General features: G+C 70.5%; 20 protein-coding genes. 10 read left to right on the top strand and 10 right to left on the bottom strand.

Annotated elements, in window-relative coordinates:
• The first annotated feature begins 450 nt into the window (after positions 1 to 450).
• The 4 genes from ABZ796_RS10715 (at position 451) to ABZ796_RS10700 (ending at position 4,784) form a co-directional block, all read left to right on the top strand.
• A complete protein-coding gene (locus tag ABZ796_RS10715) occupies positions 451 to 1,764 on the top strand; it encodes a hypothetical protein (protein ID WP_357336791.1) in 1,314 nt (437 codons plus the stop codon).
• A 216-nt stretch (positions 1,765 to 1,980) separates the two neighbouring features.
• The gene (locus tag ABZ796_RS10710; RefSeq protein ID WP_357336789.1) at positions 1,981 to 2,844 is read left to right on the top strand and encodes a DUF1524 domain-containing protein; all 864 of its coding nucleotides are present in this window, start codon (positions 1,981 to 1,983) and stop codon (positions 2,842 to 2,844) included.
• Between the two features lie 100 nt (positions 2,845 to 2,944).
• The gene (locus tag ABZ796_RS10705) at positions 2,945 to 4,186 is read left to right on the top strand and encodes a hypothetical protein (RefSeq protein WP_357336787.1); all 1,242 of its coding nucleotides are present in this window, start codon (positions 2,945 to 2,947) and stop codon (positions 4,184 to 4,186) included.
• A complete protein-coding gene (locus tag ABZ796_RS10700; RefSeq protein ID WP_357336786.1) occupies positions 4,179 to 4,784 on the top strand; it encodes a class F sortase in 606 nt (201 codons plus the stop codon). The genes ABZ796_RS10705 and ABZ796_RS10700 overlap by 8 nt, the downstream gene beginning before the upstream one ends.
• A gap of 141 nt (positions 4,785 to 4,925) precedes the next feature.
• Here ABZ796_RS10700 and ABZ796_RS10695 read toward each other — a convergent pair whose 3' ends face one another.
• Together ABZ796_RS10695 and ABZ796_RS10690 are read right to left on the bottom strand one after the other, a co-directional pair.
• Positions 4,926 to 6,821: a GAF domain-containing protein gene (locus tag ABZ796_RS10695; protein WP_357336784.1), complete on the bottom strand. Its 1,896-nt coding sequence runs from the start codon at positions 6,819 to 6,821 to the stop codon at positions 4,926 to 4,928.
• Between the two features lie 98 nt (positions 6,822 to 6,919).
• The gene (locus ABZ796_RS10690) at positions 6,920 to 8,971 is read right to left on the bottom strand and encodes a thioredoxin domain-containing protein (protein WP_357336782.1); all 2,052 of its coding nucleotides are present in this window, start codon (positions 8,969 to 8,971) and stop codon (positions 6,920 to 6,922) included.
• Positions 8,972 to 9,193: 222 nt separating this feature from the next.
• Here ABZ796_RS10690 and ABZ796_RS10685 point away from each other — a divergent pair, with 222 nt between their 5' ends.
• Complete coding sequence (locus ABZ796_RS10685; protein WP_357336780.1) at positions 9,194 to 10,009, top strand: ABC transporter substrate-binding protein; 816 nt, start codon at positions 9,194 to 9,196, stop codon at positions 10,007 to 10,009.
• A gap of 45 nt (positions 10,010 to 10,054) precedes the next feature.
• Here the strand turns inward: ABZ796_RS10685 and ABZ796_RS10680 are convergent, their stop codons facing one another.
• Positions 10,055 to 12,292, bottom strand: coding sequence for a LuxR C-terminal-related transcriptional regulator (locus ABZ796_RS10680; protein WP_357336778.1), 2,238 nt, complete (start codon positions 12,290 to 12,292; stop codon positions 10,055 to 10,057).
• A gap of 270 nt (positions 12,293 to 12,562) precedes the next feature.
• Here ABZ796_RS10680 and ABZ796_RS10675 point away from each other — a divergent pair, with 270 nt between their 5' ends.
• From ABZ796_RS10675 to ABZ796_RS10665, 3 genes are all read left to right on the top strand, one after another.
• On the top strand, positions 12,563 to 13,000 hold the full coding sequence (locus ABZ796_RS10675) for a hypothetical protein (RefSeq protein WP_357336776.1): 438 nt from the start codon (positions 12,563 to 12,565) through the stop codon (positions 12,998 to 13,000).
• A gap of 186 nt (positions 13,001 to 13,186) precedes the next feature.
• Positions 13,187 to 13,525, top strand: a complete 339-nt coding sequence (locus ABZ796_RS10670) for a carboxymuconolactone decarboxylase family protein (protein WP_357336775.1) — start codon at positions 13,187 to 13,189, stop codon at positions 13,523 to 13,525.
• A gap of 37 nt (positions 13,526 to 13,562) precedes the next feature.
• The gene (locus ABZ796_RS10665) at positions 13,563 to 14,870 is read left to right on the top strand and encodes a hypothetical protein (RefSeq protein ID WP_357336773.1); all 1,308 of its coding nucleotides are present in this window, start codon (positions 13,563 to 13,565) and stop codon (positions 14,868 to 14,870) included.
• A gap of 25 nt (positions 14,871 to 14,895) precedes the next feature.
• Here the strand turns inward: ABZ796_RS10665 and ABZ796_RS10660 are convergent, their stop codons facing one another.
• The 4 genes from ABZ796_RS10660 to ABZ796_RS10645 all read right to left on the bottom strand — a co-directional run bounded on the left by ABZ796_RS10660 (position 14,896) and on the right by ABZ796_RS10645 (position 23,258).
• A complete protein-coding gene (locus tag ABZ796_RS10660; RefSeq protein WP_357336771.1) occupies positions 14,896 to 20,418 on the bottom strand; it encodes a carboxyl transferase domain-containing protein in 5,523 nt (1,840 codons plus the stop codon).
• 145 nt (positions 20,419 to 20,563) lie between these two features.
• On the bottom strand, positions 20,564 to 21,022 hold the full coding sequence (locus ABZ796_RS10655) for an agglutinin cell wall attachment protein (protein WP_357336770.1): 459 nt from the start codon (positions 21,020 to 21,022) through the stop codon (positions 20,564 to 20,566).
• 46 nt (positions 21,023 to 21,068) lie between these two features.
• Positions 21,069 to 21,701, bottom strand: coding sequence for a hypothetical protein (locus ABZ796_RS10650; protein WP_357336768.1), 633 nt, complete (start codon positions 21,699 to 21,701; stop codon positions 21,069 to 21,071).
• Positions 21,702 to 21,749: 48 nt separating this feature from the next.
• Positions 21,750 to 23,258, bottom strand: a complete 1,509-nt coding sequence (locus tag ABZ796_RS10645) for an alpha/beta hydrolase (protein ID WP_357336767.1) — start codon at positions 23,256 to 23,258, stop codon at positions 21,750 to 21,752.
• Between the two features lie 253 nt (positions 23,259 to 23,511).
• On the opposite strand from ABZ796_RS10645, the gene ABZ796_RS10640 reads away from it, so the two are divergent.
• The gene (locus ABZ796_RS10640; RefSeq protein WP_357336877.1) at positions 23,512 to 24,261 is read left to right on the top strand and encodes an HAD-IIA family hydrolase; all 750 of its coding nucleotides are present in this window, start codon (positions 23,512 to 23,514) and stop codon (positions 24,259 to 24,261) included.
• On the opposite strand, the gene ABZ796_RS10635 is transcribed toward ABZ796_RS10640, so the two are convergent.
• Positions 24,255 to 24,887: an SDR family NAD(P)-dependent oxidoreductase gene (locus ABZ796_RS10635; protein ID WP_357336765.1), complete on the bottom strand. Its 633-nt coding sequence runs from the start codon at positions 24,885 to 24,887 to the stop codon at positions 24,255 to 24,257. The genes ABZ796_RS10640 and ABZ796_RS10635 overlap by 7 nt on opposite strands.
• Between ABZ796_RS10635 and ABZ796_RS10630 the strand changes: the two genes are divergently transcribed.
• Positions 24,874 to 25,389 carry a hypothetical protein gene (locus ABZ796_RS10630; protein WP_357336763.1) on the top strand — a complete coding sequence of 172 codons (516 nt, stop codon included), beginning with the start codon at positions 24,874 to 24,876 and terminating at the stop codon, positions 25,387 to 25,389. The two genes, ABZ796_RS10635 and ABZ796_RS10630, sit on opposite strands and share 14 nt — an antisense overlap.
• Before the next feature lie 14 nt (positions 25,390 to 25,403).
• Here ABZ796_RS10630 and ABZ796_RS10625 read toward each other — a convergent pair whose 3' ends face one another.
• Both ABZ796_RS10625 and ABZ796_RS10620 read right to left on the bottom strand, forming a co-directional pair.
• Complete coding sequence (locus tag ABZ796_RS10625) at positions 25,404 to 26,216, bottom strand: helix-turn-helix domain-containing protein (RefSeq protein ID WP_357336762.1); 813 nt, start codon at positions 26,214 to 26,216, stop codon at positions 25,404 to 25,406.
• The gene (locus tag ABZ796_RS10620) at positions 26,144 to 26,422 is read right to left on the bottom strand and encodes a hypothetical protein (RefSeq protein WP_357336760.1); all 279 of its coding nucleotides are present in this window, start codon (positions 26,420 to 26,422) and stop codon (positions 26,144 to 26,146) included. Before ABZ796_RS10620 ends, ABZ796_RS10625 begins: the two co-directional genes overlap by 73 nt.
• Between the last annotated feature and the right edge of the window lie 20 nt (positions 26,423 to 26,442).

Below are 26,442 nucleotides of genomic sequence, written 5' to 3'. Positions count from 1 at the left end.
GGCGGCAGCGATCGGCGTTCCGGCAAAGATACTGACACAGCGTCAGAAAGTCGGCAAGGTTTAGTTAGGTTACCCTAACAAAACCGCCCGAAGCCGTGAGCAATCCCGCAACGGATCGACTTGTGGAGATACCTACAACACATTGTTCACGAGCCCGAGAGCACTACGTGAGGACCACAACTTGCCCAGGCCTCTCAGACGTTCGGGTGTCGATCACGACGAAGATCCACAACGGCTCCCAGCAGGCGCTCGGGACGAGGTGTTGCCGTGGAAGTTACGGCTGAATCCGCAGGTCATCTGGGCGCCGCGTACACCTATGCACCCGCGATCCGAGGTGGCTAAACTCCCCGCTTCGTCACGGCGAGTCACAGCAACCGGGGGGCTGCAGAGGCTGACTTCTACTCGTCGTGCCCTGTCATCGACAGTTATCAACACCATTGGAGAAGTCACTTGCGCTCCCCACTCTCGGTCCGCGGAGCCGCCCTCGTTGCGGCGACCGCGATGATCGGTCTTTCCGTGACCGCGGCCCCTGCGACTGCTGCGTCGGCGGAGAAGCCCCAGGCCAAGGCATCGTCGGTTGCTCTGACCGCCAACGTGTCCGACAAGGTCAAGGTGGACACCGGCCGCTACACCGCCACCTACAACGGCAAGAAGACCGTCAACTCCGGCACCAACAAGCCGGCCCTCCCGCTCCTCAAGGGCAAGCAGCAGCTGCTCGCCGTCGGCGTCTTCGCCCAGGACGCGGCCGCTGCCCTCAAGAACGGCACCGCCTACTCCGGCGCCTGCTCGGCCCTGGCCGGCGAGGGTGCGACCCTGGTCGCGATCGGCGACGGCTCCAGCTGCGTCAAGCCGGGCGAGGCCGTCAAGGTCAACCTCGCCGAGCTCGACTTGCAGAAGCTGGGCGCCACCACCGACTACGTGCTCAACGACGAGAGCAAGTCCGTCCACGTGAAGCTCGGCCCGGTCAACGACCTGGTCCAGACCGTCGTCTCCGGCGTACTCACCAAGGTCGGCGGCCTCTCGGTCGGCGTCAACCTCGACGCCGCGGAGAGCACCTGCCTCGCGCAGGGCAGCGACTTCACGGGCAAGACCAGGCTCAAGAACGCCGCCGTCACCGTCAACGTTCCCGGCAAGGGTGACATCAAGGTCGCGGACCTGCCGACGAACCCGAAGAAGAACACCACGGTCGTCCCCGACCTCTCGCCGGTGACCGACGCTGTCCTCGGCCGCGTCGACACGCTGCTCCAGTCCGGCCTGAAGAGCAAGGTCGCGCCGGGCGTCCTCGACGTCTCGATCCGCATCGACCTGATCGAGCACATCAAGGAGCAGCTCGCCGTGCTGCTCAAGGGCATCGAGACCGACCTGGTCAAGCTCACCCTGAACAAGCAGGACAAGACGGCCAAGTCGCTCGAGGTGTCCGCCCTGGACATCAAGGTCCTCGACGCCGTGAAGAAGGTCGGCGCCCCGACCGCCGCCGACGTCGCGATCGGCACCAGCACCTGCGGCACCAACGGCCTCACCGCCTCCGAGGAGGAGGCTGCGGCCAGCGGCGACAAGAAGAACGTCGACGTCGTCGTCTCCGGCGACAAGTCCGACCCGGACACCAGCGTTCAGGCCAAGCCGGACAACGCCCCGGCCAACGCCGAGCTCAACCTGCTCTCGTCCCCGGCCGCCAAGGGCGGGTTCGCCGCCGGCGCGCTCGTGCTGCTCGTCGCCGCCGCTGCCGCCACCCGGTGGTTCCTGCTGCGCCGCGCGCACGCCTGATCCGCTGATCAGGACACCCTGGTAGGACCTTTGTAGAACCTGCAGCACCCGCATCCCGGGCCAAGGCTCCCCGCCTCGGCCCGGGATGCGGTCATTTACCGGGAAGAGGCGTGTTCCGGGCGGCGCGCCTGCGTGCCGCCTGTCGCGGGATCCGCCAGAGTTGGGCCGCCCCCGATGCTCCCCAGAGCTCTTCCCCCTTCTCTCTGGAGTCACTCCATGCTGCGCCCTCTGACGACCCTGCTCGCCGTCGTCCTCCTCTGCGCCGGCTGCGCCGAGGTCTCCGCGCCCGACACCGCCGTCCAAGCCGGATACGGAGCCGGCAGCGGCGAGGAGGTCAACCTGCCGCTGAGCGAGGCCATCGCGAAGCTTCCCGTCGCCAAGGAGGTCGCCTCCGGCTACGAGCGGGAGAAGTTCAACCACTGGGTCGACGCCGACGGCGACTGCCAGGACGCCCGCACCGAGGTGCTCCTCGAGGAGTCCACGAAGAAGGCGCGCGGCAGGTGCGAGGCCACCAAGGGCGTATGGCTCTCCGCGTACGACGGTCACACCCTCAAGCGCCCCGGCGGCCTCGACATCGACCACATGGTCCCGCTCAAGGAGAGCTGGGAGTCCGGCGCCGACGCGTGGACCGACGAGCAGCGGGAGGCGTACGCCAACGACCTCGGCGACCCGCGTGCCCTCATCGCCGTCACGGCCGCGACCAACCGCAGCAAGGGCGACCAGGACCCGGCCGACTGGATGCCCGACGCCACGAGCTACCACTGCACGTACGTCGCCGACTGGGTCGCCGTGAAGATCCGCTGGAGTCTCTTCGTCGACCGTGCGGAGAAGGCCGCGATCGAGGACGTCGCCGCAGGCTGCGACGACCCCGAGATCACGGTGCGGCTGGCCCAGTCCGCGCCGGCCGAGAGCGACCCGGACCAGAGCGTCGCTCCCGCGGGCGGCTCGGGTGACGACCCCCGCTTCGACACCTGCGCCAAGGCGATCGCGAAGGGCTACGGGCCCTACCGGAAGGGCCGCGATGCCGAGTACGCGTGGTACCGCGACGGCGACAAGGACGGCACGGTCTGCGACAGCTGACGCAACGCCAGGATTCCGCACCTCAGAAGCGATACCCCAGCCCGTAACGTGCGGGGTCCTCCCCCGTTGAATGTGACGAAGGTCAAAGGGAGGAAGTTACGTGCGCACAACACTCATCGCGCGGGGAGCAGCGGTGGCGGCCGCAGCCGCCATGGTTGCCTTGTCAGCCGCACCTGCGAGCGCCGCCACGGTGTCGCAGGCATCCGCGACCGCGCTGAGCCTCGAGCTCGCCGGCACCGGAGCGAGGGACACCGGCACCTATGCCGTCACCAACGACGGCTCCACCGAGTCCGCCGAAGGCAGCAACGAGCCGCTGATCACCGCGCTCGGCGGCCAGGACGCGATCCATGTCGGGACGCTGGCCCAGGACGCGGTCGCCAACCGCAACGCCACCTCGGCAGCCTGCTCGGGTGTCGCCGGCGACGGCGCGACCCTGGTCGCGGCCGGGTCCGGCGACTGCCTCAGCGGCGGTGGCAACGTCTCGCTCGACGCCGCCAGCCTCGACTTCAGCGACCTGCGGGTGATCCAGTCCGATCTGTTCCAGGGCATGGACACCCAGGTCCAGGACGCGCTGAAGCCGTTCCAGGACCAGATCACCGCCGGCCTCACCCAGCTCCTGGCCCCCGCGATCGAGGGGCTGGACGGCGCCGGCCTCTACGTCGACCTCGGCGCCGTGCAGAGCAGCTGCACCGCCGACGACGACACCGCGAGCGGCGACAGCACGATCGCCAACTCCTCCGTCTACGTGGTCGTGCCCGGTGGTGACCGGGTCACCCTGGTCGACCTGCCGGTCGAGCCCGCCGTGAACCAGAAGGTCGTCACCGACCTCTCCGGCGTGACCGATGCCATTCTCAAGGGCCTCCGCACGCAGCTGACCAACGGACTCGACGGTGCGCTCAGCCCGATCGACCCCGTTGTCGACCAGCTGCAGAAGCAGGTGCTCAACACGCTGCTCACCTCGCTCCAGGAGCAGCTCGCGCCGCTGGAGGAGAACGTCCTCGACATCACCCTCAATGCCCAGAACACCTCGCCCGGCGCGATCACGGTGACCGCGCTCGACGCGAAGGTCCTCCCGGCGGCCGAGGCGTTCGTCGGGGGCAGCCTGGCCCACGTGACCATCGGCACGAGCAGCTGTGGTCCGAACAGCCCGGCCCCGAAGACGGTCGTCAACAACCCGCCCAAGGCGGACAACCCGCCGGCTTCGGTTCCGACCGTCGTGACCGCCGGTATGGAGAGCTACGACGACGGCAGCGCCGGACGCATCGCCCTCGTCACCCTGCTGCTCCTCGCGGCCGCCGGCGCCGGTGTGGCGACGTACGTCCGCATGCTGCGGCGTGGCTGACCGGACCTCGACAGCTGACTCGCCGCCGCGGCTCGCCGCGGCGGCGAGCGGCCTGTGGACCGCGCTGGTCGTGCTCGCCGTCGCAATGGTGGCGGCGGGGCTGTTGTGGCCCAGCGGCAGCGCCGCGGTGGAGGTGCCGCCCGGCGCCCCGCAGCGCCTCGAGCTGCCCGGGCTGAACACGAAGGCGAGGGTCGTCCCGATCCGCCTCAAGGGTGAGGTGCTCGACCCGCCGCGCAACCCGCGCGAGATCGGCTGGTGGGTCGGCAGCGCCAAGCCGGGCTCGGCGCAGGGTCAGACCGTGGTCACCGGGCACACCGTGCACACCGGTGGCGGCAGCCTCAACAAGCTCGATCACATCGAGAAGGGGCAGGAGGTCGACATCGTCACCAAGGACGGGACCTTCCAGCACCAGGTCGACTCCGTCGAGGTGCTCAGCCGCACCGAGCTGGCCGATCAGGCCCAGCGGATCTTCGGGCAGGACCACGGCGACGGCCGGCTGGTGATCATCACCTGCACCGACTGGAACGGGTCGAGCTACGACAGCAACATCGTCGTGCTCGCGCATCGGTTCAATAGCTTGCCCAAGAACAAGGAGTAGTGCCGAGTCGGCTCATCCTGACCAAACGGCCTGCCGAGTCGGCTCGTCATGACGAGCCGACTCGGCGAACGTCTCGGTCAAGATGAGCCGACTCGGCGAACGTCTCGGTCAAGATGAGCCGACTCGGCGCGGGGGTCCGGTCTAGGCGACCAGCTGGTGGAGCCGGAGCGCCAGCTGCACCTCGAGCTGGCGCTCCGGGTCCTGCCAGCCCTTGCCGAGCAGCCGGGTCACCCGCTCCAGGCGCTGGGTGACGGTGTTGACGTGCACGTGCAGCGCCGCGGCGGTGCGGGTGAGGTTGCGGTCGGCGGCGAAGTAGGCCCGCAGGGTCTCCACCAGCTTCGACCCCTTCGCGGTGTCGTAGTCGATCACCGGGCCCAGCCGCGAGGTGACGTACGCCGCCGGGTGACCGTCGGAGCCGAGCAGCAGCCCCACGAAGCCGAGGTCCTCAGCGGTGACCACCTGGCCCTCGCGCCCCAGGGTCATCGCGGCGGCCAGGCAGCGACGGGCCTCGTCGTAGCCACGCACCACGGCACCCGGGCTGCTCAGCGGCCCCGGCACCGGGCCGGCCGCGCCGACCGTCACCGGTGCTGCCGCCGACAGCCGCAGCCCGTCGACGACCAGCTCGCCGGCGGCGCGGGCGTCGCAGTCGGGGAAGATCAGCACGACCTGCCCCTGCCGCACGGCCGCGAACCCGTCGTGGGTCGCCGCGACGAACGTCGCCGCCTGACCGACCCGGGCCCGGTCGCCGGGGACGTCGGCCACCACGACGGCATAGTCCCTGGACAGGTCGGCCTGGAGCAGCCGACCACGCTCGCGCAGCGTCTCCGGGTCCGGGGTAGTGCCGGAGAGGAGCTCGTCGAGGAGCTCGCCGCGCACGCGACCCTCGGCCTCGGCGACGCTGCGGCGGAAGAGCAGCAGCAGCGCCGTCACCAGCGCCGCGCGCTCCAGGATCCGCTGGTCGCCGTCGTCCAGGTCCCCGTCCTCGCGGTCGACCTCGCGCGGGCCGAGGAGCATCGAGCCCAGCTGCTCGGCCCCGGCGAGGACCGGGGTGGCGTAGATGTCACCGCTGCCGGCGGTGCGGCTCAGGTCGAGGCTGCGCCTGGTCACGGCCGCCTCGTAGTCGGAGACGGTCTGGTCAGGGGCGCTGCTGGCGATGGTCTCGCCGTCGAGGTCCAGCACGACGACCCGGGCGCCGAGGACCTCGGCGACGCTGCGTACGACGTCGTCGACCCCGCCACCCTCGACGACGATCCGGGTGAGCCGGTCGTGGGCGTCGGCGGCACGCTCGACCGCCTCGTTGCGCGCCTGCAGCTTGCGGGTGGTGACCTCGAGCTCGGCGACCGCGGCCCGGGTCTCCTCCAGCAGCCGGGCCTTGTCGACGGCGATCGCGGCGTGGGCCGCCAGGGAGACGAGCAGCGCGCTCGCCTCGTCACCGAAGGGACGTACGGTGCGATTGGCGGCGAAGAGGACGCCGATCACCTGGGTGCCGAGCAGGAGCGGCACGCCGATGATCGCGCGGATACCCTCGCCGCTGACGGCGCCGTCGATGTCGGGGGCGTGCCGGAACCGCTCGTCGGGGATGTAGTCGGCGGTCGAGTAGGGCTTCATCGTCTGGGCGACGAGGCCGCCGAGGCCGATGCCGTAGGGGATCCGGGTCGAACGGAAGGCCGCGGTCAGGATGCCCTCGGTCACCCGCATGTACTCACCGCGGCGCTCGTCGTTGAGGGTCAGGTAGGCGACGTCGCTGTTGAGCAGCTGCCTCGCCCGGGTCACGATCGCCTGCAGCACAGCTTCCAGGTTGGTCAGCATCGCCAGGTCGTTGGCCGACTCGAACAGCGCCCCCAGCTCACCCTCGCGCCGACGGCGGGCCTCCAGGGTCGCCCTGACCTGGAGCGCGAGCCTCTTGGCGTGGTCGATCCGCTCCTGTTCCTCGGCGCTCATCCCCGCCGCTCGCGCGGCCTGCGCCGGTCTCTCGAAGTCGGCCTCGGCGGCATCCCCGGCCAGCATCTCCAGGAACGCAAACACCTCGACCGTCATGTGACCGAAGTTACACTTCTGCGCGCGCGCCGACATAGGGGATCACCACATAGTTCCCCCTGATCAGGTATGGGTCTTCGCCAGGTCCTTCGACAAGCTCAGGGCATCGCCTCCGCCGTGGTGACCGGGCGCTCGCAGACGAACCCCCGACAGACGTACGCCGCCGCCTTCCCGTCCACGGGAGTGCGGCCGCTCAGCAGCGGGATGTCGTCGCGGGCCTCGTCGGCGACGACCACCACCGCCCCCGGCTTGCGCCGAGCCGCGGCCTCGAGGGCGTCGCGGTCAGGCCCCGCGGGTCCGACGATCGCGATCTCGAGCGGCCCGTCGGCCATCGTCACCGCGGCCGCCAGCGACCAGCCGGCGAACCGCGGCGCCTTGGTCATCAGGTTGCTCGTGGCCGCGAGCGCCTCCTCGGCGGCCGTGCGGTAGCGACCCTCCCCGGTGAGCGCGTGGGCGGTGACGAGCGCGTGCACCATCGCGCTGGTGCCGCTCGGGCTGGCGTTGTCGGACGGGTCCCTGGGCCGGGTGACCAGCGCCTCCGCGTCGTCGGCGGTGTCGTAGAAGCCGCCGTCCTCGGCGCGGAAGTGGGTCAGCGCGGTGTCGAGCAGGCTCGTCGCGCGGTCGAGCCAGGTGGCATCGCCGGTCGCCTGGGTCAGGCTCAGGAACGCCGATGCGACGCAGCCGTAGTCCTCCAGGACGCCTGCGTGGGCTCCCGCGACGCCGTCGCGGCTGACGCGGAGGAGGCGGGCGGGGTGGATGTTCGTCAAGGTATGCAGACCAACCGTCGCTTCCCTCGTGGAACTCCGCACGGGATGTGTTCCTTCGGCTGCATACCTTGACGAACAGACATGCGCCCGCCACAGCAGCGCGGCCGCCGCGACCGCCGCGTCGACGTACCCCGGCTCGCCCAGCAGCAGCCCGGCATCGACCAGCCCGCTGATCGCCAGCCCGTTCCATGCCGCGACGACCTTGTCGTCGCGCGCCGGGCGCACCCGGTCCGCACGCGCCGCCAGGAGCCGCGCCTTGACCGACTCCAGCCGTTCGGTGTCCTCGGGCCGGTGCCGCAGCTGCAGGGTCGAGGCACCTTCCTCGAAGGTGCCGGCCTCGGTCACCTCGAAGACCTCCGCGGCCCAGGCCCCGTCCTCGGCGCCGAGGACGTCGACGAGCTCCGCCGGGGTCCAGACGTAGAACTTCCCCTCGACGCCCTCGCTGTCGGCGTCGAGCGCCGAGGCGAACCCGCCCTCGGCGGTGCCGAGCTCGCGGATCATCCAGTCGGCGCTCTCCCGCGCGATCCGGTCGCCGAGCTCGGTGCCGAGGCGGGCGTAGAGGCCGATCAGCTGCGCGTTGTCGTAGAGCATCTTCTCGAAGTGCGGGACGACCCAGCCGCGGTCGACGGCGTAGCGCGCGAACCCGCCGCCGATCTGGTCGTAGATGCCACCGCCGGCCATCGAGGCCACGGTCCGCGAGAGCATGTGTGAGACCCGGGAGTCCGCCCCGAGCGCCCCGGCCGCCCGTCGCAGGAACTCCAGCACCATCGACGGCGGGAACTTCGGGGCACCCCCGAACCCGCCCGCCATCGGGTCGAACTCCCCCGCCAGCGTCTCGACCGCGGCATCGACGTCCACCTGCCAGTTGCCCGCGGCCCCGGCTGCCCCGGCTGCCCCGGAGATGCTGGCCAGGTGCTGACGTACGTTCTCAGCGACCGCCCCGATCTCCGAGCGCCGCTGCGTCCACGCCTCCGAGAGCGCCTGCAGCACCTGCGTGAACGCCGGCTGCCCGTGGCGCGGCATGTCCGGGAAGTAGGTGCCGGCGAAGAACGGGTTGCCGTCGTGGTCGAGCACCACCGTCATCGGCCACCCGCCCGACCCCGTCATCGCCGTCGTCGCCGCCATGTAGACCGCATCCACATCCGGCCGCTCCTCCCGGTCGACCTTGATGTTGACGAAGTGCTCGTTCATGTACGCCGCGGTCGCCGTGTCCTCGAACGACTCGTGCGCCATCACGTGGCACCAGTGGCACGCGGCATAGCCGACCGAGAGCAGGACAGGTACGTCCCGCCGCCGCGCCTCCTCGAACGCGTCGCTCGCCCACTCCCACCAGTCGACCGGGTTCTGAGCGTGCTGGAGCAGGTACGGCGAGGTTGCAGACACGAGTCGGTTGGCCACTCCCCCAGCCTTGCACGCACACGAGCACGTGAGGCGAATACACAGAGCCGGCCGCTGCGGCAGCGGGGGTTCATCACTCGTTGGCACCGTGTTCGTCCAGCCATGCTCCACATGACGGTCGAGTCCTGTTTGCTGACTCATGCCTCACCGCTCGGGCCCGTATGCCAGCCAAGCCAGGTGCCACCGCCCCCAGCAACAGGACCCCACATGAATCAGATCAAGTTGGTCGTCGCCGGCGCAGTGGTCCTCCTGGGAGCAATCGCCTTCAGCGGACACTTCTCGCACCCCGCACCATCCGCCACCGACAAGGCGAGCGCCGCGGTCGGCAGCAGCACCCTTCGGGTCGGCGTCGAGAGCACCGAACCCGTCTACTACCAGAGCGACGGCGCGACCAGGGGCTTCGACTACGAGATGGCGCGCAGCGTCGCCGACGGCATGGGCGTCAAGGCTGAGTTCGTGCCGATGGACTTCAACGAGCTCTTCCCAGCCCTGCGCGCGGGCAAGATCGACATGATCGGGGCCGAGGTCACGCAGACGTCAGAGCTCGAGCGGGAGTTCGACTTCAGCGCGCCGTACTTCTCGACGTACGTTGCCTTCCTCACGCCCGAGGGATCGACCATCCGGACCCGCCGTGACGTCGACGGGAAGAGGATCGCGGTCGTCGACGGCGCCATCCAAGCGGCCTACCTCGAAGAGAAGTACCACGACGTGGAGATCGTCAGGGCCCCGACCGTGGGCGCTGCCGTCGAGCTGATCGAGCGAGGCGAAGCAGACGCGATGTTTCATGGCGCACCGTACGCTCAGTCGATCATCAAGAGCGCACCCATAGCCCTGGAAGAGCCGATCGTCTACCAGGTCGACGACGCCCCGATCGGGTTCGTGATCCGCTCTGGCGACCAGCGCAAGGAACAGATCGACGAAGTGCTGAAGGAAATGGTTCTCAGCGGCGAGTGGCTGAAGATCAAGACCGCCTACTTCGAGGCCGACCCGCTCTCCGACGTATTCCGTGACAAGGGCTTCTGACCCCTGCCCGCCGGGCACACGTTGCAGGACTCCAGGGGCGCACCCCTAGGGGCCGAGGAGCCCGATCGAGATCACCTGGCGGATCGCATCGCTGCGCGAGGAGACGCCCAGCTTCCGGTAGATCGAGGCGACCTGGGTGCTGACGGTGTTGCGGGAGACGAACAGCCGCTCGCCGATCTCGCCGATCGTGAGGTGGGTCTGGAGGTAGGGCAGCAGGCGCAGCTCGGCGGGGCTCAGGGGCGAGCTTCCCGCGGTGACGCGTGCTGTCGAGTCGATCCTGGCGCGCAGCCCCGCGACCTGGTCGACCAGCACTCCGAGGTCCGGCCGGCGCTGCAGCACGTCGTCGATCTCGCGCAACAGGGGCCGGGCGGACATCTGGTCGCCGCGTGCCCAGAACACCCGGGCCAGCTGGAGGCGGCTGCGCACGGCCAGGAACGGCAGGACGTACGTGCAGGAGAGACGCCCACGCATGGCCCGAGTCAGCTGCCGGTCCGTCTCAGCGAGATTCCCGTCGTGCAACCCGAGACGGGCAGCGGCGGCGAACGCGAGGACGCTCACCGCATAGTCGTGCATCCGGTGCTCCTCGACGACGGCGAGGGCGTGCGCCACCCGCTCCGCCGCCTCGTCCCAGCTTCCGCGTTCCATCGCCAGCACCGCGAGCTCGGCCTGGGCGTTGACGACGGTGTCGGTCTTGCCGAGCTCGGCTCCGACGGTGGAGCTCTCCGCGAACAGGGCGGCGGCCCGGTCGACGTCCCCCATCAGCAGCCGCGCCTCGGCGGCACCGGCCAGGGCCGTGTCGCGCCAGGGGCTCCACGGCGGTTCCTGGGCCATCGCGAAGTCGGCGTCGCGCATCATCGCCGCGGGTCCAGCCGGGCACATGGCGGCCCGCAGCATGGCGCGCGCGGACTCGAACGAGGCGGTGCCGTCCATCGGCACCCAGTCGTACTCCGCGGTCTCGGCCACCGCGGCCCAACGTTGGGCCCCCAGCGGGTCGCCGCCCAAGACACCCATCCAGGCGGCCAGAACGGCCAGGGGCGGGTGTTGCTCGATGGCCGAGTCACCGAGCGCGGACAGCCAACGCTCCACGGTCGACATCTGTCCGGCGCTGTAGGTGGGCAGCACCAGCTGCGTCGCGATCTGGACGCACCGGTCCCGCTCGGGCGTGTTCAGCAGGTGCTCGAGGGCCATCGCCGCGGACTCGTTGGCCTCGAACCAGTCGGCGGCCCGCAGGTGCAGCTTCGCGACGACCTCGGGCTCGACCCGACGCAGCTCCCCGAGCAGGAACTCGCGGTACAACGGGTGATAGCGGTACCACTCCCGCCGTCGGTCGAGCGGCAGCACGAACGAGTTGGAGCCCTCGAGCGCGAGGAGCTGATCCTGACCGTCGGCGTCCCCCGAGAGCGCGTCGCACAGCGGGCCGCTGAGCCGGTCGAGCACAGCGGTACGCCGCAGGAACCGCTGCGTCGCCTCGTCCTGCTGACGCAGCGACTCTCGGTACAGGTAGTCGGCCACGTACCGGTCGTCGCCGGAGATGGTCGACACGTCCTGCCTCGTGTCGCGAGCGATCTTCGCCACCAGGTGCAGTCCGGCCGCCCACCCCTCCGTCCGCTCGGTCACCACCATCGCCTGATCACGGGTGAGCGGCACCTGCGCCGCGGCGAAGATCTGCTCGGCACCCGTCACGTCCAGCGCGAGGTCGGACCTCAGCACGTCCAGGACCTCGTCGCAGGCGCGCAGCCGAGCCAGGTGCGGCTGCTCGATCCTGCTCGCCGACACCAGCTGCGAGCCGACGGGGACACCCGAGACGACCACGCTCAGCACATCGTGGCAGGCCGACGAGTGCAGCTCGTGCAGGTCGTCCACCATCAGCACGAAGGGCTCCGGACTTCGGCTCAGGGCGGCGGCCAGGCGCGGTGCGGCCCGCCCCAGCGGCGAGACGCCCAGACCGCTCACGTCGGCGACGACGCTCTGCTGACTCGGTATCGCCCGCACGTACGCCGAGGCGAGCAACACCAGGAGGGCGCCGGGGTCGTCGTCGAGGCGGTCCAGCGACACCCAGCCGACCGGGCGGTCCTCGGCCCGCGCCCACTGCGCCAGCAGGGTCGTCTTGCCGTAGCCGGCGGGCGCGGTGATTCCGACCGACAGTGCGCCGCGGTCCCGGGCCGCCTCGATCAGAGGGGCCCTGCTCACCAGTCTCAGCGGCGGTTCGGGAGCCGAGAGCTTGACGTCGAGCAGAACGTCGTCGAGCCCAGCAGCCGTACGCGCCGCTTCGCCACCGTCCACCTTGTGCACGCTAGGGATCCGAACGGCCGGACGTCTCACCCCTGATGGATGACTTGTAGGCACAACCGCCTCGACCCCGCGCCCGGACGTCGCCCTCAGGGTCTCGAACCGACGGAGTCTCGACCACCGTGGCAGCCCTGGGGCCCTCCGGTTTCACACAATGAGGATGATTCGCCAACGGCTCCCGGCGACCAGATTGAGATCGTCCGTTCACTTCCCGACCCGATATCGACCCCTCGTGGTCGGCGGCAATCCAAGGAGCGATCCGTCATGACCGAACAGACCCCACAAGAGGATGGGACCACCTGGCAGGCGCAGGAACCGCCGCCCAGTGGTTTGGCGACCGGCTTCATCGTGTTCGCCGGCGTGATGATGATCATGGTCGGCAGCTTCCAGGCCTTTGCCGGCCTGGTCGGGCTCTTCGAGAACGAGTTCTACGTCAAGACCCCCGAGTACCTGCTCCAGCTCGACGCCACCAGCTGGGGCTGGATCCACCTGCTGCTCGGACTGCTCGTGGCGTTCGCGGGCTTCGCCGTGCTCAACGGCATGGTCTGGGGTCGCGTCGTCGGCGTCGCCCTGGCCGGGCTGAGCGCCTTCGCCAACTTCGCGTTCCTCCCGTACTACCCGTTCTGGTCGGTGCTGATCATCGCGGTCGACGTCTTCGTCATCTGGGCGCTGACGGCCCACGGACGCGACATCACCCGCTGACCTGGCGACCGAACGACCGGCTCGGGCAGCACGACGTACGCGGCGCCCACCGGACACGGGCGCCGCAGCGGGCTCATCGTCGCACCCACAGTTCGTCCGTTCCGGGTGATGTCCGGGGCGCACCCGCCGGAAAGCCTGGGACCTGGCCTCGTTCGAAGCCACTTCCGCGACCACCGAAGGAGTGTCATGTCAGACACGACCGCTTCCGACACCCCTGTCCTCGACCTGCTCGCCACCATGACGACCGACTCCGTGGAGGCGTCGAGCCTCGACGTACAGACCATCGCCCTCGTCCGACTCGCTGCGCTCGTGGCGAGCGACGCTCCGGCCGTCTCCTACGCGTTGAACCTCGCGATCGCCGGTGAGGTCGGCCTCGACGTCGACGACGTCCGCGGGGTGCTCACCGCGATCGCACCCATCGTCGGGACGTCGCGGGTCGCAGCGGCGACCAGCCGCATCGTGGTGGCGATCGGAGTCGGTATCGAGCAGGCATCCGCGGCACTGGCCGACGACGAGCTCGACTGACGGGCGATCGACGGTACCTGGCGAGAGGACCACCACCATGTCGAACGACGCGGCCGCCACACGCGAGTTCCGAGAGCCCACCGAGGACGACCCCGTGACCACCGCGGACCGACCCTCACGAGGCCGCTCCATCGCGGCGGTGATCTGCCTGGTGCTGGCGGGGGTGTTGATGACGCCGGCCGCGGTGGCCTACTGGGGGCAGCGCACCTTGAACGACGCCGAGCGGTACGTCGAGACCGTCGGACCCCTGGTGGAGTCCCCCGAGGTGCAGGACGTGATCGCGACCCGGGTCACCGCGGCGATCCAGCAACAGGTCGACGTCGAGGCGATCCTCACCACGGTCTTCGCCGGCGTGATCGACGACGCCCCGCGCCTGGAGCGGCTGGTGGCGCCCCTCGCCGCGGCCATCAACAGTCTGGTGGAGCGCGAGGTCCGCGCGTTCATCGCCTCCGACGAGTTCGCCGACATCTGGGTCCGGGTCAACACCAGAGCCCAGCAGACCCTTCAGCGGCTCCTGAACGGCGACGACACCGGTGCCGTGTCGCTCCAGAGCGACGAGGTCGTGCTCGACGTCGACGAGGTCATCGAACGGGTCAAGGAGCGACTCGTCGCCCGGGGCCTGACCATCGTCGAGAACGTACCCATCCCCGAGACCGACCGTCAGATCGTGCTGATGGAGGCACCCCAGCTCAGGCAGGTACGCACGATCTACGCGTTCTCGAACCCGGTGGCCCAGTGGCTCCTTCCCGTCGTCGGGGTCCTGTTCCTGGCCGCCTTGGTGCTGGCCCGCCGCCGCCCGCGGATGGCGGTGTGGATCGGGGCGGTCGTGGCCGCCAACGCCCTGCTGCTGGCGCTGGTGCTGTCCATCGGGGAACAGCTGTTCATCAACGCACTGGCCGGCACCGACTTCGGACCCGCGAGCCGGATCTTCTTCGACACCCTGCTCAGCTACCTCGAGCGCGGCCAGCAGGTGGTCCTGTGGATCGGTCTGGTGATCGTGCTCGCCGGATGGTTCGCCAGCTCCAACAGGTACGGCACGGCCGCGCGTACGACCACCGGCCGGAGTCTCGAGAACCTCGGCGCCGGCCTGGCCGCCGGCGTGGGGGACGGCACCGTCGGCGGCGCGGGCCGCTGGGTCGCCGCCAACGTGGCCTGGATGCGAGTCGCCGTGGTGGTGCTGGGCGGAGTGGTCCTGCTCTGGGGCAACGAGGTCACGATGAGCCGGTTCTGGTGGTCCTTGGCCCTGGTGATCGGCCTGCTGGTCGTCCTCCAGGTTCTGGTCGGAGCCGGCCGGTCCAGGGAGCCGACCGCCTCCCTGGACCCCGGTTCGGCGACGGCGCCCTAGCCCGAGCTGTGGTGACCTCGCTCGGTCACCCCTCGCCCAACGCCCGTTCGATGACGTCGACCACCTTGGGCCGCAGGTCGCTCGCCGCGATCACCTCGTCCACCGAGCCGACCTCCACGGCGCGGTGGATGTCGTGTACGCCGTCGAACTCGGCCGCGACCTCGGCGATCTTGTCCGCCCGCAGCTGAGCACGGAGCTCGGCGAGCTCGACGACCAGCGCGCCGCGCTCGCCGTCCTCGGCATGGTCGATGCGCTCCTCGAGCTCCGCGACCCGCGGGTCGGCCGCCGCCCGCTTGGCGACCTCCGCGGCGAACACCACGGCCGCCGCGGGCGCGCCACCGAGCACCGAGGCGTACGAGCCTTCGATGGCGAGCACCGTCATCGACGGGTTCAGGTGCTTGGAGAACACCACGAACGCACCGCCGTGGTAGCGGGAGATGACGCAGAAGACGATCGGGCCCTCGAAGTTGACGACCGCGCGGCCGATCTCGGCGCCGTACTCGAGCTGCAGGTTGCGCATCGACTCCGGGGAACCGTCGAAGCCGGACAGGTTGGCGAGCACCACCAGCGGCCGGTTTCCCGACGCCGCGTTGATGGCGCGCGCGACCTTCTTCGACGACCGCGGGAACAGAGTGCCCGCGGTGTAGGTGTCCGGACCGTCGGTGGGAGGGAAGCCGGCGCGCGGCACCGGCTTGGACTCGATGCCGACCAGGCTGACCGGGTAGCCGCCGATCCGGGTGTCGACGACCACGGCGGTGTCGGCGTCGGCCATGCCGGCCCACCGCTCGAGCATCTCGTGGTCGGCGTCGGCCAACGCCCGCATCACGGTGCGGATGTCGAAGGGTCGCTTGCGGTCGGGGTTGTGCTCGGCGGAGAAGATCTCGCCGACGCTTGCGAAGTCACCCGCGTGGGGGAACGACGACACGTCGCGGTCGATCGGGTCGGCCGTCGGCGCGCGGCGCGGCCCGGTCTCGCCGGGGACCACGTAGGTGTGCTCGTAGTGCGCCATGAGCACCCGGAAGGCACCGGCCAGGTCGGGCACCCAGTACTGCGCCTGCCCGTTCGGGCCCATCACCCGGTCGTAGCCGCCGATACCGTGGTTGTCCTCGGCCGACACCCCGCCGGAGAAGTCGAGCGACTGCTTCCCGGTGAGCACCATCGCGCTGTCCGGGGTCATCACGAGGATGCCCTTGGTGTGCATCAGCATGGTCGCTTCGGCGTTCCAGTACGGCTGGGCGCCGACGTTGATCCCGGCGACGACGATGTTGATCTCGCCGCCGGCCTGGGTGAACTGGACGATCCGGCGCAGCGCGGCGGCCACCCAGTCCATGTTCTCGGTGCCGCTCGCCATCGAGATCCGGGCACCGGCCGACACCGCGAACCACTCGACCGGGACCCCCATCCGCTCGGCGAGGTCGATGGCCGCGATCACCCGGGCACACTCGGGCTCCGAGAGCGCACCGAGCGACTTGAGCGGGTCACCGCAGAGCACGACCCGGGTGATGCCCTCGGGGTAGAGCGAGCTCGGGGTGGTCACGACGGCGACGATGATGCCGGCGCTGTTGAGCCCGGGAGCACGGTCGACGGGTGCGAGCACACCGTCGGCGTCGAGGTCGTGCTCGACGACCGTGCCGCTCCCGGCCAGGGCGCGCTGGAGCTCATAGGGATAGACGAGGCCGCGGCGTCGGGCGCGCAGCACCTTGGCGGCGTACTCGTCCAGCGGGGCGAGCGGCTCGGTGGGCGGTTCGATGACGTCGGCCACGACGCCCGCACCCGGCTTGGCGTGGAAGCGGATCGCCAGCCGGTTCGAGGCGCCGCCGTCCGGCGAGGCCACACGACCCTCGGCGAGCACCTCCTCGATCCCCGTGCCCTCGCTGAGCGGGGTGATCTTGCTCTGTAGCGCGGTGATCTGGTCGAGATCCGCCTCGACGACCGGCCACACCGTCACCCAGACGTGGTTGACGTCGAGCTTGGTGCCCTCGCGGCCGCGGGCGGTGCGTACGCGGCGGATCGCCTCGAGGCAGTTCTCCACGGCACGCTCGACGTGCGGCAGCGCGATCACGCGGCCCTCCTCGTCGCGGACCACGGCGAGCTGGCGGGCCTGAGCGGCCGCGACGAGCCGGCGGTCGGCCGGGTTCGCCCGGGCGACGCACTCGTAGAGCAGGACGTCGTCGGGCGCGGCGAGCCTGGTGACGTCGAACTCGCTGAGGCGCCACAGGTTGAGCCTGCGACCGACCATCGGGTGCATCCCCCGGACCAGGGTGTCCTCGACCAGCTCGGCGGTCGGGGTGTGCGGGGCGCCGTCTGCGTGGTGGCGGTAGGTGAAGTAGTCGATCGGCTGCGGCGCGGCATGGCAGACCGCGACCGAGACGCGGCGGGCGCGGCGGGCGAACTCGTGGCCGGCGAGCATTTTGGCGAGCTCGGCCGAGGCGATGTCCGGATCGGTGGGTGCGTCGGTCCAGCGCAGGTAGATCTCGACGACGTCGTCGTGCTCGGAGGTCAGCGCCGAGGTGATGGCGGCACCGAGCTGGCCGTCGGGGTGGGCGAGCTCGCTCACGTCGCCGATGGTGGACACCACCCGGGTCGCGCCCTTGTCGTCCGTGGCGTACTCGGCGTGCGCGACCGGGCGTCCGTCGCCCTCACCATTGCCGGTGACGGTCAGATCGTGCAGGTGGTGGTCGCGGTAGTGCCGCCGGATCAGCACCTCCAACAGCGGCTCGCGCTCGGGAAGCCCGTCGACCAGCCGGTCCCGGAGGAAGCCGACCAGTGGCTCGGGCACAGCCGCCAGAGCGTCGATGCGGGCAGCCCGGTCGGGGGCGTCCGGGTCGGTGAGGGCGGCGACCTCGGCCGGTACGCCCTCCAGCACCGCGCGACGCTCGTCATCGACCAACGGCTGGTCGAACCAGCCGAACCGGACCGAACGGGCCAGGTCGCCGACCACGGCGAAGCGGCGCTGCGTGGCGCGCACCATCCGCTCGAGCAGCGCGCGGACCGCGGCGGCGTCCTCGGACGCCGGCGGCGGGTCACCGAGCCAGCGCTGCAGCACCCCGATGGCGACGTCGACGTCGGAGGGATGCTGCTGGGCGAGGAAGATGCGGAACACCGCGCGCTCGAGCTCCGGCGTACGTTCGAGGTCGGTGACCCCGTAGTGCGCGAGGACCCGCTGCAGCTTGTCACGGAAGTGGTCCGGGAGGGCACCCCGGTCGGGGTCGAGGCTGCGCAGGTAGGTGTGGAAGTACTCCCGCGAGCTGTGTACGCGCAGCTCGGTGGACGGCTCGTCACCGGCCGGGCGGTTGCGGCTGAGCTCGGCGAAGTCGGTGAACAGCGCCAGCAGGTCCATCTCGGTGCGCAGGGTGTCCGCGGGCGCACCGCTGGAGCGAGCAGCCAGGTGGGCGGCGAGCAGCGCCGGACGCTGATCCTCCTCGACGTCGTAGCCGAGCAGCAGGCTGCTCAGGTCGGCGATCGCGCCGTTGCTGCGGCCGGGCTCGGTGGTGGGTGCGGGCAGATCGAGGTCGGCCAGGCTGGCACTGCCCGCCTGCTCGCCCTCGGCAGCGCCGGTCGGCTCCAGGCGCAGCAGCGGCGCCGCGGTCTCGACCTGGCTCCCGACCCGGACCAGGAGCTCCTTGACCCGGCCGGTGAACGGCGCGGTCAGCGCGGTCTCCATCTTCATCGACTCGAGCACCAGCACCGGGTGACCGGCTTCCACCTCGTCACCGACGGCGAGCGGGGTGGCGACGACGAGCGCCGGCGCGGGCGAGCGCAACATGCCACCCTCGTCGCGGCTGACCCGGTGCATCACGTCGTCGACCTCGACCAGGTGGACGGGGCCGTGGGTGGCGGTCACCAGCCGGTAGCGGTGGCCGTCGACGGTGAGCCGGCCGTGCACCTCGTCGATCCGGTCGAGGGTGGCGGTGAGGGTGCGCCGCTCACCGCCGGCCGTGATGGTGACCTGGTAGCGGGCGGGTCCGGACTGCCGCACGGTCAGGGCGTACGTCGCCCCGCGCAGCTTGAGCTCGATCGTGCGGGCCGGGTCGTGCTGGATCTGGGGGCGGCCGCCCTGGGCCGTCTGGAGCATGCGGGCGATCTCGCCACGCTCGGCCTCGTCGTACCCCTCGATCGCGGCGGCGACGAGCGCGACGCCGGCGTGCCGGGCGGCCTGCAGGCGGCCCTCGCCGCGCACCCGGTCGATCCACCCCGTGTCGGCCCAGGCCGGGTCGCCGGTGGTGACCTCGGGCTGGTCGAGGAGGTCGAGGATGAAGCTCTTGTTGGTCGCGCCGCCGTCGATGATGACGGTGGTCTCGCCCATCGCCCGGCGCAGCCGGGCCAGGGCCTGCTCGCGGTCGGCGCCCCAGGCGATCACCTTGGCGATCATCGAGTCGAAGTCGGCCGGGATGGTGTCGCCCTCGGCCACGCCGGTGTCGACCCGGATGCCGGGGCCGGCGGGGAACTCGAGGCGGCTGATCCGCCCCGGAGCGGGTGCGAAGTCGCGGTCCGGGTCCTCGGCGTTGAGCCGGGCCTCGACCGCGTGGCCCCGCTCGGCCGGCCGGTCCCCGCTCAGCGGCACACCGGAGGCGACCTGGATCTGCAGCGCGACCAGGTCGGTGCCGGTCACGACCTCGGTGATCGGGTGCTCGACCTGGAGGCGGGTGTTGACCTCGAGGAAGGCGAAGGTCTTCTCTCCCGGGTGGTAGAGGAACTCGACGGTGCCGGCTCCGGCGTAGCCCACCGCCGTGGCGAGGCGCTCGGCGGACGACTTGAGCTCGGCGGCCTGGTCGTCGGTCAGCAGCGGGGAGGACGACTCCTCGATGACCTTCTGGTTCCGGCGCTGCACCGAGCAGTCACGTACGCCGATCGCCCAGGCGGTGCCCTGGCCGTCGGCGATCACCTGGACCTCGACGTGGCGCGCGTCGGTGACCAGCTTCTCGAGGAACACGACACCGCTGCCGAACGCCCGCTCCGCCTCGTCCCGGGTGCGCTGGTAGGCCTCGGCGAGCTCGGCGCCGGAGGTGACCTTCCGGATGCCGCGTCCGCCACCGCCGGCGGTGGCCTTGAGCATGAGCGGGTAGCCGATCTCCTCGGCGCTGGCCAGTGCCGACTCCAGGTCGTCCACTCCGCCGCGGCTCCAGGGGGCGACCGGGACACCGACCTCCTCGGCGATCAGCTTCGAGCCGATCTTGTCGCCCAGCTTCCGCATGGCCTCGGCGCTGGGACCGATGAAGGTGACGCCCAGCCGGTCGCAGAGCTCGGCGAAGGCGGGGTCCTCGGCGACGAAGCCCCAGCCGACCCAGGCGGCGTCGGCGCCGGAGGCGATCAGCGCCTGCTCGAGGACGGCGAGATCGAGGTAGGGGCGATCCGCGGCCGCACCGAGGAGATGGGCCTCGTCGGCCTCGCGGACGAACGCCGCCCCGGCGTCGACGTCGGTGTGCAGCGCGATGGTGCGGATCGTTCCAACGGATGTGTCCCGCGCGTTGAGGTCGCGGACGGCATGGATCAGACGCATGGCGGCTTCGCCGCGGTTGACGATGGCAATTCGGGAGACCTGTGGCACGGTGCAGACACTTTCATCTGGCGCCGCTCCTGTGACCGCTCGACTTCGACAGGCTTCAGCTGGATTCCTTGTCGAGTTCCTAGTGGACACCACCCACTGACACCCCCGGATCACGCGAGAGTCGTCGGTGGGGGATGGTTGTTTCCTACAACGTCCGGCGGGCGCCGTTGACCTTCTTGCGCAGCCAGGCAGGGACCCGGTCGTCGGCGCGAGGGAACGTCTCGAGATCGAGCGCGTACAGGCCCGGGTGGGCCGGCCAGCGCCAGACCGGCTCATCGTCGTAGTTGAAGACGACCTTCGTCGAGTTCCTCTCGTCCTCGCCCTCACTGCTCGCGATGGTCCAGCGCGCCGAGAACCAGGCTCCCTTATCGGGGTCGTACATCACCCGCCTGAGCTCATCGGTCAGCGCGAGGATGGTGTCGGGCGGTCGGGCGTGGGTGAGGCTGCCGTCCGGTCGGTGCACATCGATGCGGCCGGTGAAGAACATGGAGAGGTTGCGGTGGTTGAAGACCAACGTGGACCAGTCGCCCGCTACCTCGTCGGCGAGGTGGAGGGCGATCTCATCGATGAGCTGTTCCTGTCTGACCACAGGAGGAACGGTCATGCCCATCAACCTACTACCGCTGTCGACACCATTTCGAAACTCCGTTTCACGGAGCAGGAACGGAGGAGTTGTTTCCGGCACACGACGGGTCCGTGAGTTCCTCGTGACGCGGTGAACGCGGAGCGCCGCCGACGGCTAGGTTGAGGAGGTGACTCGGAACCCGCGACAGTCCCTGGACCGCTCGGTGCTGCGGCTGGGTGCCCGGGTGCGAGGTCGTGCGTCGGTCCGCCGCCCCCATCGCCGGAGCTGTCGCGGTCCCGACACCACCTCGATCCTCGCCGTCAGGCAGCCCGTCCCGCCCCGCCGTATCTGCCCGATACCCCACGAATCCGGACACCTTCCACCACACCTCGGCCGCAACCGACGGCCGCATCCGGCCCTCGGCAGTGAGGCGCTCGACCTTGGAGATGTTGAGCCGCGACCACTTCGAGCCCGGACGCCGGCGGGTGTAGCGCTGCAGGTACGTCTCCTCGTCGCCCCGGCGGCGTACGGCCGAGATCCAGCCGAAGCAGAGGCCGACGTCGACCAGCTCGTCGGAGGTCAGCGAGGCCGGCTCGACGCCCTTGCGGGTCAGGCGCAGCCACACGGCGTGGGTCTCGGGGGCGGCTGTCTCGAAGTACGCCTCGACCTCGGCCACGGTCGGCCGGTCCAGCACCGGCTCGCCGTCGATGGCCCCCACCCGGCCAATCTAGCGCCGGGTGGAGACCATCGAGGGAGCCGGCACAGATCAGCGGGGTGCGGCGTCGGCCGAGCAGTGGTAGTCGCGCGACGGCCGCTCACCGGTGACCAGATAGGTCGTCACCGCGTGGTTCGCGCAGCGGTTCTTGCCGGCCGGGTAGACGCCGTGGCCACTCTGGTCGGCGGTCACCATGGTCGCCCGCTTGCCCAGCGCCGCCCGCATCTCCCGCGCACCGGCGAGCGGTGTCGCCGGGTCGCGCAGGTTCTGCACCATCAGTACGTTGGACGGACCCTGATCGGTGATCCGGACCGGCGGTTCGGTGGGGGTCGGCCAGTACGCGCACGGTGTGATGTTGGCTCCGGCGGCGCCGAACAGCGGGTACCTGATCCGGTCGACGGCGACGTTGCGCTGGTAGGTCGCCACCGACGACGGCCAGCGGGCGTCGTTGCAGATCATGTAGTAGCGACCGGAGATGAGGTTGTCCACGTCGGTCACGGCGTCGCCGCCGGGCAGCGGTGGCGGCGGCTGGTTGGCGTCGGCCGCCTGCCAGATGCCCGCCAGCAGCGGCAGCTGGGTCGGGCCGTACAGCAGACCGAAGTTGGCCAGGTGGAACATGACCCGGTCAAAGGGGCCGTCCGGCGTCTGGATCGGCTTCTTCTCCAGCCGCTCGGCGAGCTCGAAGTACTTCGCTCGCACCTGCGCCGGTGTCTTCCCCAGGCCGTACTCGCGGTGGTTCGCCGCAGCGAAATTCGCGAAGGCCGGGAACGTGTCCTCGACGCCCTGCGACCACAGCCGGTTGCCCGCGTAGTCCCAGCCACCCGGGGCCAGGGTGCTGTCGAGCACGATCCGGTCGCTGCGCTGCGGGAACAGGGTGGTGTAGACCGCGCCCAGGTGGGTCCCCCAGGAGGCGCCGGCGTACGACAGCTTCGACTCACCCAGCGCGGCCCGGATCCGGTCCATGTCACGTGCGGTGTTGGCGGGGTTGATGTGCGGAAGCATCCAGGACGTCTTGGACGCCCGGCACTGCTGGGCGATCTGCTTGCTCACCGCTGCCTGCTCGGTCACATCGGCGGCGTCGAGCGCGTACGGCGGGATGTTCCCGGTCAGCTGCTGATCCGCGGTGAGGTCGCAGGTCGCCCGCGTGCTGCGGCCGATCCCGCGCGGGTCGAAGCCGATCACGTCGTAGCTGTCCCGGACGCTCTGCGGCAGACCCATCGCGACGAGCATGGCCGGGTAGCCCTCGCCCGCGGAGGGACCGCCGGGATTGGTCACCAGGACGCCGCGCCGCTTGTCGGGCTTCGCGCTCGCCAGCCGCGAGACCGCGATGTCGATCGTCTTGCCGTCGGGGTCGGCGTAGTCCAGGGGGACCTTCAGGGTCCCGCACTGCATCCCTTTCGGGATCCGCACCGGCGATATCTCGGCGGGGCACTTATCCCACGTGATGCTGTCCGGCGGTGCGGCCTCGGCCGCGGCTGGACCTGCCGGCGAGACCCCTGGGGCCAGTGTGGCCGCCAGCGAGACGACGGCGGCGGCGAGTGGTACCGAGATGCGTTTCATGTCTTCCTCCCGAGGATGATGTGGGGACGATGACAGTCTTCGCCGATCAGAGGGCTGGAACATCCGGCCGAAGACCATTCCCGAGGTGGCCGAAAGCACTATTGACCGGCGGGGAAAGTAGGAGTGGCGCAGATCACCACCCCTGCTGAAGACGGTGCCGCGTGAGTCGGCGACAACGGTTGGCGGTTGGGCCGCGATCGGCGAGGATGGGCCTGTGATCGACGAGCGCCCCATCAACACATGGCTGACCGACATGGACGGTGTCCTGGTGCGGGAGGAGGAGCCGATCCCGGGCGCCGCCGAGTTCCTGGCCAAGCTCACCGAGGCGTCGGTGCCGTTCATGGTGCTGACCAACAACTCGATCTACACCCCGCGGGACCTCCGGGTCCGGCTGCTCCGTTCCGGGCTCGACGTGCCCGAGAAGTCGATCTGGACCTCGGCGCTCGCGACCGCGCAGTTCCTCGCCGACCAGCGGCCCGACGGCTCCGCGTACGTCGTCGGCGAGGCCGGTCTGACCACCGCGCTGCACGAGGTCGGCTACGTGATGACCGAGACCGAGCCCGACTACGTCGTGCTCGGCGAGACCCGCACCTATTCGTTCGAGGCGATCACCCGGGCGATCCGGCTGATCGAGGGCGGCGCGCGGTTCATCGCGACCAACCCCGACCCGAGCGGGCCGAGCCCGAAGGGCACCCTCCCGGCGACCGGCTCCGTCGCGGCGCTGATCAGCGCCGCGACCAACCGGGCGCCCTACTTCATCGGCAAGCCGAACCCGCTGATGATGCGCGGCGCCCTCAACCAGCTCGAGGCCCACTCCGAGACGACGGTGATGATCGGCGACCGGATGGACACCGACATCATCAGCGGCCTCGAGGCCGGGATGCGCACCATCCTCGTCGAGACCGGGTCGACCAGGCCCGAGCAGGTCGAGACCTTCCCGTTCCGGCCGACCCGCGTGGTCGCCTCCATCGCCGACGTGCTCCCCCTGCTCGAGACTCAGTAGGGAAGCGGGCCATGGCCCGAGACGTACGTCCCGGTCAGCCCGTCCGGGCCGAGCTGTGCCATCTCGACGATGATCTCGGCACCTTCCTCGACACTCTGGGTGCCGGTGTGGCCGTTGAGGTCGGTGTCGGTGAAGCCGGGCTCGACGGCGTTGATCCGGATCGCCGGGTAGGCCTTGGCGAGCTGGATGGTGGCGGCGTTGATGGCGGCCTTGGAGGCCGGGTAGCTCAGGCCCCGGTAGAAGTAGGTGAAGCCGTCGGGGTCGCTGAGCATGCCGAGCGAGGCCAGGCCGCTGGAGACGTTGACGATGACGGGCGCCGGCGACTTCAGCAGCAGCGGGACGAAGGCCCGGGTCACCCGGAGCCCGCCGAACAGGTTGGTCTCGAAGGTGGCGCGTACGTCCTCGATGCTCTCGTCCGCGGCGGTGGGGATGGCGTTGTCGGCCAGCCGCGGCTCGACGCCGACGTTGTTGACCAGTACGTCGAGGCCGCCGTCGGCGGCGATCTGCTCGGCCGCCGCTGCGACGGAGGCGTCGTCGGTGACGTCGATGCGCACGAACCGGGCGCCGATGTAGACGGTGTGCCCGGCGGCGAGAAGGCGGCGGGCGGTCTCCTTGCCGAGGCACACCCCGGTCGTGGTCTACGACGCCGCGTGGAACCTGTTGATCGCCAACGACTCGTACGACGCGCTGATGGGCCAGACCACGACCTGGCAGGGCCGCGAGCGCAACGCGGTGTGGCGCAACTTCGTCGGCCCGGGCAGCCGGGCGGTCGCGACTCCGGCGGAGACCGAGGCGCTGCGGGCGGGGCTGGTGGCCGACCTGAGGCTCACCGCCGCCCGCTATCCCGGCGACCAGCGGCTGCGACGGCTCCTCGACGATCTGCGCGCCGCCAGCCCGCGTTTCGTGGACCTGTGGGAGAGCGCCGACCCCTCCCAGCACCATGAACCGGAGCGCCACAAGATCATCGATCATCCCGCTGTCGGGCCCGTCGCGCTCGACTGCGACACGCTCACCGTCGCCGTCGAGGACCTGCGGATCATGGTCTACACCGCCGAGCTCGGCACCGAGGACGCCGAGCGTCTGGCGCTGGCGACGGTCGTCGGCAACCAGACGCTCGAGGAGCGCTGAGGACGGCGGGCGGCTCAGTCCGCGAACTCGAACCCGGCCCGTCCCTGGTGCCGCCCGCGTTCGATCGAGAGCGCCGACCAGAACCGGCGCTGGTAATGCGACGGTGAGATGCCGAGCCGCGCGACGAACGTACGCCGCAGCGCCTCCGGGCTGCCGTACCGCGACTGCGCCGCCGCCTCGGTCACGCTCGCGCCGCTTTCGAGGCGTATCCGGGCGAGGTCGAAGCGCACCGCGGTGATGTACTCGGAGGGCGACTGGCCGAGCTCGTCGCGGAAGCGCCGGGCCAGGTGGCGCGGGCTGGCCGAGACGAGAGCGGCGAGGTCGGTCACGGTCCAGGCACGGGTGGGATCGGCGTCGACGAGATCGGTCGCCCGACGGACGATCGAGGTGGCCTGCGCGCGCGCCCGCAACGGGACCGAGTACTGCGACTGGCCGCCGGAGCGCTGGAGGTAGACGAGCAGCAGCTGGGCGACCTGGCGCGAGACGTCGGCACCGTGGTCGTCCTCGACCAGGGCGAGGGCGACGTCGATGCCGGCGGCTACACCGGCGGAGGTCCAGATGTCTCCGTCACGTACGAAGATCGCGTCGGGCTCGACCCGCACGTCCGGATATCGCCGCGCCAGCTCGGGGGCGAACTTCCAGTGTGTGGTCGCGCGCCTGCCGTCGAGCACGCCGATCTCGGCCAGCACGAACGCGCCGCTGCAGATCGAGACCACCCGCCGGGCGCGCGAAGCCAGCGACGCCACCGCCTCGGTCAGTGGGCCGCGTACGAACTCGTGGGGTGGCCGCTCGCTTCCGGGCACGACCACGGTGTCGAACTCACCCACATCGTGGGCCGAGCCGTGCACGGAGACCCGGCTGCCAGCGAGGTCACCACGTCCTCGCCATCCGGCGAGAGCAGCAGGATGTCGTAGCCGTCCACCGCCTGGTTGGCCTCGACGAAGACCTCGGCGGGACCGACGTAGTCGAGCGTCTTCACGCCGTCGAAGAGCAGGAACGCGATGCGCCGGCGGGCGCTGGATGGCCTGGACATGTCGGTCACTCCTCGTTGCG

Origin of the sequence: Nocardioides sp. NPDC047086 (assembly GCF_040643685.1) — a bacterium.
In the GTDB taxonomy this organism is placed as follows: Bacteria; Actinomycetota; Actinomycetes; order Propionibacteriales; family Nocardioidaceae; genus Nocardioides.
The sequence above is the reverse complement of the archived record's forward strand: the minus strand, read 5'-3'. Positions and strand labels throughout refer to the sequence as shown.

What these genes read in the sequence shown, in the direction of transcription:
- ABZ796_RS10670 (WP_357336775.1), top strand. Translation starts at nt 13,187, where the DNA reads ATGTCAGACACGACCGCTTCCGACACCCCTGTCCTCGACCTGCTCGCC.
- ABZ796_RS10695 (WP_357336784.1), bottom strand. Translation starts at nt 6,821, where the DNA reads ATGACGGTCGAGGTGTTTGCGTTCCTGGAGATGCTGGCCGGGGATGCC.
- ABZ796_RS10655 (WP_357336770.1), bottom strand. Translation starts at nt 21,022, where the DNA reads ATGACCGTTCCTCCTGTGGTCAGACAGGAACAGCTCATCGATGAGATC.
- ABZ796_RS10640 (WP_357336877.1), top strand. Translation starts at nt 23,512, where the DNA reads ATGGACGGTGTCCTGGTGCGGGAGGAGGAGCCGATCCCGGGCGCCGCC.
- ABZ796_RS10620 (WP_357336760.1), bottom strand. Translation starts at nt 26,422, where the DNA reads ATGTCCAGGCCATCCAGCGCCCGCCGGCGCATCGCGTTCCTGCTCTTC.
- ABZ796_RS10645 (WP_357336767.1), bottom strand. Translation starts at nt 23,258, where the DNA reads ATGAAACGCATCTCGGTACCACTCGCCGCCGCCGTCGTCTCGCTGGCG.
- ABZ796_RS10675 (WP_357336776.1), top strand. Translation starts at nt 12,563, where the DNA reads ATGACCGAACAGACCCCACAAGAGGATGGGACCACCTGGCAGGCGCAG.
- ABZ796_RS10710 (WP_357336789.1), top strand. Translation starts at nt 1,981, where the DNA reads ATGCTGCGCCCTCTGACGACCCTGCTCGCCGTCGTCCTCCTCTGCGCC.
- ABZ796_RS10685 (WP_357336780.1), top strand. Translation starts at nt 9,194, where the DNA reads ATGAATCAGATCAAGTTGGTCGTCGCCGGCGCAGTGGTCCTCCTGGGA.
- ABZ796_RS10665 (WP_357336773.1), top strand. Translation starts at nt 13,563, where the DNA reads ATGTCGAACGACGCGGCCGCCACACGCGAGTTCCGAGAGCCCACCGAG.